Annotated in this window: 9 protein-coding genes; 2 read left to right on the top strand and 7 right to left on the bottom strand. The window is 34.5% G+C overall.

What is annotated here, in order from left to right; translation table 11 throughout:
• Positions 1-1,232: 1,232 nt before the first annotated feature.
• Both FC88_RS05440 and FC88_RS05435 read left to right on the top strand, forming a co-directional pair.
• A complete protein-coding gene (locus FC88_RS05440) occupies positions 1,233-1,496 on the top strand; it encodes a type II toxin-antitoxin system PrlF family antitoxin (RefSeq protein ID WP_001748062.1) in 264 nt (87 codons plus the stop codon).
• A complete protein-coding gene (locus FC88_RS05435) occupies positions 1,496-1,843 on the top strand; it encodes a type II toxin-antitoxin system PemK/MazF family toxin (RefSeq protein WP_024002471.1) in 348 nt (115 codons plus the stop codon). The genes FC88_RS05440 and FC88_RS05435 overlap by 1 nt, the downstream gene beginning before the upstream one ends.
• A 167-nt stretch (positions 1,844-2,010) precedes the next feature.
• Here the strand turns inward: FC88_RS05435 and FC88_RS05430 are convergent, their stop codons facing one another.
• The 7 genes from FC88_RS05430 to FC88_RS05400 all read right to left on the bottom strand — a co-directional run bounded on the left by FC88_RS05430 (position 2,011) and on the right by FC88_RS05400 (position 10,290).
• Positions 2,011-3,480 (bottom strand): restriction endonuclease subunit S, encoded by a 1,470-nt coding sequence (locus FC88_RS05430; protein WP_057813575.1) that lies wholly within the window; start codon positions 3,478-3,480, stop codon positions 2,011-2,013.
• Positions 3,480-4,949, bottom strand: a complete 1,470-nt coding sequence (locus FC88_RS05425) for a class I SAM-dependent DNA methyltransferase (protein ID WP_057813573.1) — start codon at positions 4,947-4,949, stop codon at positions 3,480-3,482. Before FC88_RS05425 ends, FC88_RS05430 begins: the two co-directional genes overlap by 1 nt.
• 17 nt (positions 4,950-4,966) lie before the next feature.
• On the bottom strand, positions 4,967-7,303 hold the full coding sequence (gene hsdR / locus FC88_RS05420; RefSeq protein ID WP_057813571.1) for an EcoAI/FtnUII family type I restriction enzme subunit R: 2,337 nt from the start codon (positions 7,301-7,303) through the stop codon (positions 4,967-4,969).
• 170 nt (positions 7,304-7,473) lie between these two features.
• Complete coding sequence (locus tag FC88_RS05415; protein WP_057813569.1) at positions 7,474-8,166, bottom strand: Fic family protein; 693 nt, start codon at positions 8,164-8,166, stop codon at positions 7,474-7,476.
• Positions 8,167-8,181: 15 nt separating this feature from the next.
• The gene (locus FC88_RS05410) at positions 8,182-8,715 is read right to left on the bottom strand and encodes a DUF536 domain-containing protein (protein ID WP_235526906.1); all 534 of its coding nucleotides are present in this window, start codon (positions 8,713-8,715) and stop codon (positions 8,182-8,184) included.
• 155 nt (positions 8,716-8,870) lie between these two features.
• Complete coding sequence (locus tag FC88_RS05405) at positions 8,871-9,362, bottom strand: DUF536 domain-containing protein (protein WP_235526905.1); 492 nt, start codon at positions 9,360-9,362, stop codon at positions 8,871-8,873.
• Positions 9,355-10,290, bottom strand: a complete 936-nt coding sequence (locus FC88_RS05400; protein WP_057813564.1) for a replication initiation protein — start codon at positions 10,288-10,290, stop codon at positions 9,355-9,357. Before FC88_RS05400 ends, FC88_RS05405 begins: the two co-directional genes overlap by 8 nt.
• Positions 10,291-10,406: the final 116 nt, after the last annotated feature.

The following is a 10,406-nucleotide window of genomic DNA, read 5'->3' as shown; positions in this document are numbered from 1 at the left end:
TGATTTTGTTATTGGTTGCAACTGGCTCCCATGAAATCTTGAATCAATAGCTATAGATTAGGGGTACTTATAAAAAAATAAATCAAAATAGCCCCCAACATCTAAATTATAGATATCGGGGGCTATTTTGATTTATTTTTTTGAGGGGCTATTGAGACAATGGACCCTATTTTTTTGTTTTACTTAATTGTTTTCTGAAATATTTTGGCACCCAGATTAATAATAAAAAGGGTATGACGAATACACTAATAATAATAAATAAACTTTGAAGATTAAGGAAAATAACGTTACCTGGATAATTATTTGGGATTGGAAGTAGATAGTCAAGAAACTCCGGTAGATATATGAGACTAAAGATAAATACAAGATCAGTTAATCCTGTTACATAGTGAACCATAGAAAAAAACATGATTAAATTGTGCCCAAAATATTTTTGTTGGGCCAGGTGTATAGTTTCTTTTCTGTCTAAAATATTTTTTTTTGCTGTAATAAATAGAAAAAATAAACTTGTTAATGTAATCGTTATTGATTCGAAGCCGAAAATAAAAAAAGTTGTATTACTTGAATAGTCCTTAGTTACAATGTGACCAATAGATGCGGCAACATAAATACTTACTGAAAGTGAAAATAGAAGGGTAATAATTGTTAGAGTCTTTTTTGTATCAGTTAGTCTTTTTATTTCATGCTTTAAATATAAAAAATCAGATATAGTTAGCAGTATGAATGCAAAAAATGTCATAGGCCAAGAAAATAAGATAGGCAAAGTCATCTTTGTCCCTTCTTTGTAATTTTTATCAAATTTCAAACGTATTAGTAAATAAAATAGTAGACTATATAAATTATAGCCTACCATTTTATTTGCATTTATGCATTTTGTTCAATTAACAAGTGAAAGGCTTTAGCAGTATCTTTAGCTTCACTGTCAGTATAGGAAGAATATTTTGACATTTTGAATTTTTTAAAAGCATCTAAAGCTTTCTTATAAGCAACTCCCCAAGATCCTTTGCCTCCAGTTAAAAGAATATAAGTGTCGTTTTCTAAAGTTGTTAAATTGTCATCAAAACGGTTCCCTAAATAGGAATTAAAGCGAACGGAACTTTCATTACCAGTATAGTAATTTTCAATAATTTTAGAAACAGTCAGATTTGTTGCATAGTTTTAGCCCCTATTCTTGAGATATTAAAGCAGTTATGTTATTATTTTTTGTAAGGAAAAAGTAAGGAGATGATATTGTGAGCGCAGGTAATGTAACTAAGGTTAGCTCGAAGATCACAAGTAAAAATCAGATTACAATTCCTAAAACAGTACGTGAACTGTTAAAAGTTCGGTCTACTGACACAATTGAATGGCAGATTGAACCAAATGGTAAAGTAATGATTGTTCGTAGTAAACCGGATCTATGGCAACTTGTTGATGAACAAGAAAAAAAGTTTGGAAATCTCAGTACAACAGAAGTTGATTGGGGTAAAGACGTAGAAAGCGAAGACTTTGATTAATGAAATTAAAACAAGGCGCTATTTTATGGATTAATTTAGATCCGGCTAAAGGCACTGAAACTAAGAAAAAGCGACCGTGTTTAGTTGTAAGCAACGATCACTATAATCGCTATTTTAATACGGTGCTAGTTGTGCCAATCAGTACCTCTGACAAATATCGTACCCAAGAAAAGTATGCTAAATCGCCGTTATTTATCAGGATAGATAACGGGAAAATTCACGGGACAGCGTTATTGCAACATGTCCGTGCTGTCGATCCAACAAAACGATCAGATGGCGAAGTTGTGGCCACTTTATCTCAGCAAGAAATTAGTTCAATTAGTACAAAGGTCCAACAATTTTTCTGAAAAGCAGATGTTATTTATTGATAAAAGAAACAAAATAGCCCCCAATATCTACATTATAGATATTGGGGGCTATTTTAACAATGTTTTTGAGGGGTTATTTGATAGAAATGGACCCTTGAGAATGCATAATCTTATCATAACGTAAGTATAGATTTACTAAAAAGTAATCAAAGCTTTTGGAAAAGAGAATCGATTTTAGCAACAATTCTTTTCTGTTCATCCAATGGAGGTAACGGGATAACTATATGTTGGATAGTTGATAACCCTAGCTCTTTTTGTTTAGTGGATCCAGTGAGTAATGAATTTAGATTATTTTGAATATGTGCCGATATTAAAAAATAAAAGATAAATTTGCTGTTAACATACGAATTAGATCTGACGATAGTAACATGTGAATCGACTGGAGTATTGTTAAACTCATTAGTAACAATATTTATTCTCCCAACAGTTCCAGTACCCGTTGAACACCATAATAAGTCATCTTTTTTCACAAAACGATAGTTTTCTAATTTATCAAAAAAAGTATTGTTTATATACTTAGCCTTTTCTAAAGTGATTTCTTCCCACTGAATACATTTCTGAGAAATAACTCTATGTTCCGTTTTAGTATTAGAGTACTGGGGAGATCGACCACGTTGGATATAGTTAGAGACATTTCCTAATCTTGTCCATTCCCAGCCATCAGAAGTTTCAAATGGAATTTCTTCTTGCGTAATCTCAGGTAATTTTTTGGTTGCTTTGATTTTCTTTTCTTTGATTAATTGAGCTTTTTCTACCTTAATTTTTTTTAGTAATTCACTGGCAGGCTCATCATTATGATCTTGTTTAACCAGCTTGCCTTCCATAGCGTATTGCAAAATTGACTGTTTCATCTTGTCATTAAAGGCATCATCAATTTCTTTCAGTCGGTTGTATGCTTCTGCATATTTATCAATCAAGGGTAACAATTGTTCAATTTTAGCAACAATTCGCTTCTGTTCCTCAAAGGGAGGCAAAGGAATAAGCAATTTAGTCATTGATGCTTTATTTAATGTTTTGCCCTTGATTGCATTATTGAATTTTCCAGCGTTGCTTATGAGAGGTAAAAACGTAAATAAATAATTCCTGGTAACATTTTGATCATTCATATAAGGATAAATGTCAATAATCGCTTCGTTATGAACGGCATCCGTTTTTAATATTCCAACCTTTCCAATTGACAATTTAAAACTCATTAACAGAGTGCCCTTGGGTACAAGCTTATTTTTAAAAACATCTTTAAAAGCTTGTTTAGTAATTTTTTCCTCTGTTTTTGACAAAGATGGGGATTTCATGTCAGCAATAGAAATCCAAGGAATCTGGCCATTAATCCAATACTCTGTTACAGTTCTTTTAGGTGTTTTTCCTAAATTAAAATGAACCAAATCTCCAAATCTAGTCCATTCCCAACTTTCAGGTATTTCAAACGGAATTTCTTCCTGAGAAATTTCAGGTATTTTTTTGGTTTGTTTAATTTTATTTTCTCTGATTAATTTAACCTTTTCAGCTTCTATTTTTTTTAGCAATTCACTAGCGGGTTCATCATTAGGATCTTGCTTAACTAACTTGCCTTCCATAGCGTATTGAAGAATGGAAGCTTTTAATTGTTCAGGAGTCATCAATTATCCCCCTCTAACAATTTTTTGAGCGCATCTAAAGTGGTATCAATCTGATCATTTAACTCAGCACGCTCCTCGATGTATCTTTCCATCAATTCAAATGGTGGCAATATTTCTTCGTTTTCAGTTGGAAAACCGCATAAGTCAAAATTATAGTTGTTATCCTCTAGTTCTTTGACTGTGTATGCTTTGGCTTTAAAATTATCTCCCTCTTTGATTTCTTGACGATCATTCCACCATTTTCGGACAGGATCAAAGTGTGCTAACTTCATTGGTCGTGTTTTGGAAAAATGTTTATAACCGTCAGGCATGTCTAGTCGATAAAACCAGGTTTCTTTGGTTGTTTTTGTTTGATCAAAAAATAAAATATTAGTTGCAATGGATGTATATGGTGAAAAAATGCTGCCAGGCAAACGAATAATCGTATGGAGATTAAACTCATGTAATAAACGTTTTTTTATGTTTAGCTTTGACCCGTCATTGCCAAACAAGAAACCGTCAGGAAGAATAATACCGACCCGTCCATTTTCTTTTAACCTATACATTATTAACGCCAAGAATAAATCTGCAGTTTCACTACTTTGCAGATCAGTTGGAAAGTTTTGTTTAATGATAGGTAATTCAGAACCACCAAAGGGTGGATTCATCATGATTACATCAAACTTTTCGTTTTCACTGTACTCTGTGACCTGTTTTTCGAGAGAATTGCCATGGATAATATCTGGATTGTCGACATCATGTAATAGTAAATTTGTAACTGCTAAAATATACGGCTGCCCTTTTTTTTCAATCCCAAACACTGCTTGATTATACTTTTTTCGATCATTAACAGTTTTTACCTGCTGACTAAGAATATTTAGGGTACTAGTTAAGAAGCCACCAGTCCCACAAGCTAGGTCGGCCGTTTTTTCGCTTAATTTTGGCTGTAACCTTTCGGCGATAAAATCAGTTAGGGCACGTGGTGTATAAAATTCACCAGAATTTCCAGCACTTTGTAACCCTTTTAAAATTCCTTCATAAATGTCATTAAAAAAATGTCGATCCTTGGGGTCAGTAAAATCAATTTGATCCACAACATTGACAACTTGACGTAACAAGATACCATTTTTCATGTAATTATTAGCATCAATAAACGCGTCTTTAACAATTGCATGACTAATGGGGGTTTCTGGAGTAATAACAATCCTTTTCAAACCAGGCAAAAGTTCGTTATTAACAAAATTTAACAATTCGTCACCTGTTAAATTTTGTCCATCCTTTTCGTCTCTAGCCCATTCGCGCCAATGTAGCCCTGTTGGAATAATTGAGATATAGTTATCTCTTTCAAGATTCCAAACCACTTCACGATCATCATAAACTTTCAAAAAAAGAATCCATGAAAGTTGTTCAATTCTTTGAGCATCGCCGTTAATCCCGGGATCATTACGCATAATATCTTGGATTTTTTTTACAAATTGAGTATTTGCCATTTTTGCTTTTACCACCGTTAGTTATAAATTTTTTCTTTTAATTCAAAAACTGCATCTTGGTATTGTTTTTTACCGCCAAAAAGATTAACTATGATTTTGAATGGACCACCATATCTTTCAAATTCCGGCAAGCTTAACACCTGATTGTTTTCAAGTTCTTGTATGCCGTCATTTTGGTACATGGTCAGTAATGTTTCTAGTATCTCTCTAGCAGCACCCTGATATTTATCTAGAAGGCCAGATTTTTTAAGATGTATCACGCGTTCAGATTTACTTAATGGTTTCTGGTTATACGCCAAATGCACAATTAAATCAAAGGGATCCATATCAGTTAATTTTTCGTCATTAATGATTTCTTGGTAAAAAATGCCATTTTGTTCCATTTTATCCAGTAATTTTTGTTTATTACCATTTGTGTGCCATGCTTCAAGAAATTTATCTAAGGTTGCATACTGACCCAGAATATTCTTTTTAGTATAATCGCGCAGTGAAGTAGTTACTAAATGTCCTGAAGCGTCAAGATATTCTACTTGATCATTCAAGACCCTAACTTTTCGATTTTTCACATAATATTTGTTACGTGGCTTATTTTCTGAACCCATATCATCACCGTCATCACCGGATCTCGGAGCATACGTTAATTGACTAGGTACATTATTACCGCCGTCTTCGATAACTTTGTCAGGCTCACCATCAAAAGAAGGGTCAGCAAATAAACGTGTTGCTCCCTTGAAATCAATAATAGTAAAAAACTCTTTTCCATGAGCTTTATCAATTCTAGTTCCTCGACCGATAATTTGCTTAAATTCAGTCATTGAATTGATGCTTTGATCTAAAACAATTAGTTTACAGGTTTTAACATTTACTCCAGTTGTTAAGAGCTTTGAAGTGACTGCGATAGTTGGATATTTACTAGAAACATCTTCAAAATTGCTTAGCTGTGCTTTTCCATCATTATCGTCACCAGTGATTTTCATAATATAACGTGGGTCATGACTGACAAGATCTGTATTTTCATTTACAAATGCCATTCTCATCCGGTTTGCATGGTCAATATCTTCGCAAAAAACAATAGTTTTATCCAATCGAGCCTCATTTTGTTTCAAGTATCCACTTACATAATGAGCAACTTGTTTAGTTCGATCGTCTATCACCAATGTGCGATCAAAATCACTCGCAGTATATTCCCGATCTTCAATTAGCTCGCCATTAGCATCACGTTCATCTTTGTTTGGTCGATAACCAGTCACATCTACATCAAGATTGACACGGATTACTCGATACGGTGCTAAAAAGCCGTCGTCAATTCCTTGTTTTAACGAGTAGGTGTAAATAGGTTCACCAAAATAGTCAATATTTGAGACACCTTTTTCGTTTTTAGGAGTAGCTGTCATTCCAAAGTGAGTTACATTAGGGCCGTCAAAGTAATTTAAAATTTTACGCCATTGACTATCTGCTTTTGCAGAACCACGATGTGCTTCATCTATGACTACTAAATCAAAAAAATCAGGTTTAAATTGTCTGAATGGTTCGTGACCCTCATCTTCATCTCTCCCAGCCAACTGTTGATATAAAGCGAAGTGAATTTGATAAGAACTATCCAATTTTCCCTTTTGGACTTTAGTGGCTTTGCCTAATAAGGGACTAAAATCTCCAGTCATGGCCTGATCAACTAAAATATTGCGATCAGCTAAATATAAGACCCGCTTTTTAAAACCAGCTTGCAATAAACGATAAACTATTTGAAAAGCTGTGAAAGTTTTTCCGGTACCAGTGGCCATTACTAATAAAGCACGTTGACGGCCACTAGCAATGGCTTGTACCGTCCGGTTAATCGCAATTCTTTGATAATAGCGTGGTTGATTTGCTTCCCTGGTTGAGTAATACGGTTCTTCAACCACTTGCAATTCTTCTTGAGACAATCCCTTTTCCTTCTTATAACGTTGCCACATAGCTTCTTTTGTAGGAAATTCGTCCATTGCTAAAGAGCGTTCTTGACCAGTTAGCATGTCATGTTCCAAAAAAGAGCGGCCATTTGTTGCATATACAAAAGGAACTTCCAATGACTTGGCGTGCTTTAGACCTTCTGCATAACCAATTCCTTGTTGAATTCCGTGGTTATAGGTATGTTTCAAATCCTTAGCTTCAATAATTGCTAGTGGATAATTTTCACGATAATTTAGCAAATAATCAATTTTTTTCCGGCTATTTTGTTTAGTGTAATTATTAATAACAGTAATTCTTCCATCCGTGTATGGATATTCCATCCGATAGTCTGTTGACTTCCAACCAACTCGTTGAATTGCGGGTGTTATGTATCGATTTTTAACATCTTCTTCTGATAAATTTCCCATACCAAATCCCCCCTAATTTTTGGTGAACTGAAATGCCCTTGTCAATTTATAAAAGGTAAATCAGGTTTATTATCGTAACCATAGTTAATCTTGGAAAAATTTTAAACAGGTGTAATGAATAGGTAGAATGAACTAATAATCGAGTGGATTTACATGTATTTGATTGTTTTTTATTTTTTTCGTACATCTAAACCTTGAATCGCATTATCGTACGTCCACTGCTTAACTTTTGTCATGTCATTAGTGCGGTAATAATCAGCAATTAATTCATTCCATTTATCCCACTTATCTAAGGGCACATTGATTAGTCCAGCGCCACCGTCAATCATGATTTTATTGGCGCTTAAAGTAGCGGTTCGTTTATTACCGTCCCAAAAGATTTGTTGGCGCATATTATGATACATAACGGCTAAGGCTTTATCAGTCGTGGTTGTCTGTGAATCAGCCAACGTTTGTTGTAAAAATATTTGTTCCTCTTGTTCGTCAATTAGTGGTGGTTCAAAAAATTCTTCGCCCCCTAAATTGACCCCACCTTGTCCTTGTCGTAACTCGCCAGGAACCAAGGCATCTTCGGCAGCCACGACTTTATTAATTTGCTTTTCCATTGGCAAAGTTAAGGGTTCAGTCTGGGTCGTGACGTATTGCCAACCTCGCTTTAAATTAACAATCGTCAAAACATCTTCCACTGGCACACCTGCAACACTCATGCCGTCCATGATCGTTTGTGTTTGTGGCAAAGTTGTATTCACTCCTTCAAAGCGGGCGTTGGTATGCACTAACTTAGTAAAGTTTGAGCGTGCAAAGCGTCGATTTTCTTCCGGCGTAAATTGATATAAATCAAGGTATTGCTGTGAGTTTGCCATTAAAATTAACTCCTTTTAGTTATCAAAAAGGCGCTTAAAGAATCCCTTCTTCGTGGCTTTTTTTTGATAATTATTATTTTCTTCTGGTTTTTGTGCCTGTTCAGTACTTTTTTGGTTAGTTTGTGTTTGTTGCTTAACTTCCTGCGGTTCATTTTGCTGGGTTAAAAGACGCTGGGTTGATAGGTTTAACTGTTGTTGCTGATCAATTAGCTTTTGTGCTTCATCAAGTTGTTTATCTTTGCTTTCCAACTGCTTGGCTAACAAAGCATTTTGTTCTTTTAGGTTCTTAATATTGTCCTGCATAGCAGCAATAATTTGGTCAGTATTATTATTTATTTCGCTATGATATTCATTATGCTGGGCATGTTGCGACCGTTGCGCAACGTCATCGTTTGGATTGCTTGCCATGCCTTTTACAATGGAGTTTTTTTGCGTTGCGTTAAACAATAATGTACGTTCTTTTACATCAGTGTGCGCAATATTGTTTTTCTTTATATAACGATAAACATTGGATTTGTCTTTGCCGATTTCCTCTGCAATATCCTTCATAGAATAAAGCTTCATGCTAAATTACTCCTTCATTGCGAACAATGTTACCACAATAATGTGTGCAACGATGTTTTTTATTTAAACTCCTTAGTTTTCTACCATTGCTTTCATACGTGCATCTTTAAACCAAAAAGCTTTATCAACTTGTGAAACGCCTAGCTTGTAGGCATATAAAACTGGCTGTTGTAAGGTAGCAAATTCTTCTGGGCGAATAAGTGGCAACGACTGTTGGTTATAGTTGGTTGAATGACCACCAAATAAGGCGTCAACTGTAATCGTTGCTGCTGATCTATCAATTTTGTTAGATGATCTATTTGTCGGTCTTTACTACTTATTTGCTGATCCTTGGTAGCAAGTTGCTTGTCACGTTGAGACTTTAAATCTTCTACCTCTCTTCTAAGATTAGTAATCAGATCATTATTTTCTTTGCTAGTCTTTGGTGGTTCTTTGTCACTTGTTTGTTGCTTTTTTGCTAGCAAAACTTTTGTTACCTTACCCCTTATAATTCTTTCGGCTGTAGGACTAATTAGGTTTGCTCCATGACTATTCTTTTGTCGGTTCTTTGCTGGTAGTCTTTGGTAGTGATATTGAATAGTCTGTTTAGAGACCTTCAATTCATCAGCAAGTTCTCTAATTGTTTTAGGCATTGTTCCCAAACCCCTTTCGGAGTTCAGCAAGTACTTCTTGTCTTGTCTGATCTCTGATTTTTTTATCATGTTCGATCTGCTTTTCAGCCAATGCTTGTTTCTCAGTTGTTCCTAAAGGTAAGCATTTAACTTTGTCAATTGCACGCCACTTTTCTTTATCTGATAATTCACTATTATGCTGAATGTTAAAGAGTTTTTGACGCTCATCTTGGAATTTTCCTTGAGAAAAATCATTTGCGTCTTTTCTTTCAGGTTTCCAAGTAAAAGAATAACCGATAACTGGTTTCCCCCGGCCTTTACCATATTTTTTTCTAATCGTTAAACCTCTAAAAAGCGGGGTTAATTCCTCTCTAATTGGCTTAATAACTTTTTTATCAACATTTGAAGGACTATTCCAATAACTTTTAGGTATATCAAGCAATTCAAAAAAATCTTCTTTAGAGAAATAAGAATAGCCAGTAGTTCGAAATTGCTTAATTAGACGAAACATTGTTTTTGCGTAACTGCTTTTTAAATTTCTAAATTCTGTTAAGGCATAACGAACCCAACTTTCCAAATCGTTTAACAAGTGCAACGCTTTGGGATAAATTTGGATATCAACATAAGGTTCTTCAGCCTCACCCTTAATTTCAAACTCGGTAAACATGACAAAAAATTCGCGATTTAAGCCACTCTTACTTCTTCGACCAAACTTAAGGCTGAGGATCTTTTGGTATGTATTTTCAATATCATCAATAAAACGTTTATTTGCGGTTGGTTTATAGTTACTGAGCTCTTTTAATTGCTCAAAAGAAAAACGAACAGTTTTATTACCTTGATCCCGCATGCGGGAAACAATTGAAAAGAATAAGTTCATCTCAATCGGGGTAAACTTTCTCAAAGGGATAGTATTCAACTCAGGGTCATACTTAACTAACTCATTAGACATGATTATCACCTCAAAAACATATTAAAATAAAAGTACTTTTTTATCAAGTACAGAATTTATAAAGGTACTTGATAAACAGACAAAAGGTACTTGATAAACAGACAAAAGGTACTTGA

It is taken from the genome of Companilactobacillus futsaii JCM 17355 (assembly GCF_001435505.1).
GTDB lineage: Bacteria > Bacillota > Bacilli > Lactobacillales > Lactobacillaceae > Companilactobacillus > Companilactobacillus futsaii.
The sequence above is the reverse complement of the archived record's forward strand: the minus strand, read 5'-3'. Positions and strand labels throughout refer to the sequence as shown.

Coding starts and splice junctions, on each gene's coding strand:
- FC88_RS05435 (WP_024002471.1), top strand. CDS start 1,496: ATGAAATTAAAACAAGGCGCTATTTTATGGATTAATTTAGATCCGGCT.
- FC88_RS05405 (WP_235526905.1), bottom strand. CDS start 9,362: ATGCCTAAAACAATTAGAGAACTTGCTGATGAATTGAAGGTCTCTAAA.
- FC88_RS05400 (WP_057813564.1), bottom strand. CDS start 10,290: ATGTCTAATGAGTTAGTTAAGTATGACCCTGAGTTGAATACTATCCCT.
- FC88_RS05415 (WP_057813569.1), bottom strand. CDS start 8,166: ATGGCAAACTCACAGCAATACCTTGATTTATATCAATTTACGCCGGAA.
- FC88_RS05410 (WP_235526906.1), bottom strand. CDS start 8,715: ATGAAGGATATTGCAGAGGAAATCGGCAAAGACAAATCCAATGTTTAT.
- FC88_RS05425 (WP_057813573.1), bottom strand. CDS start 4,949: ATGGCAAATACTCAATTTGTAAAAAAAATCCAAGATATTATGCGTAAT.
- hsdR (WP_057813571.1), bottom strand. CDS start 7,303: ATGGGAAATTTATCAGAAGAAGATGTTAAAAATCGATACATAACACCC.
- FC88_RS05430 (WP_057813575.1), bottom strand. CDS start 3,480: ATGACTCCTGAACAATTAAAAGCTTCCATTCTTCAATACGCTATGGAA.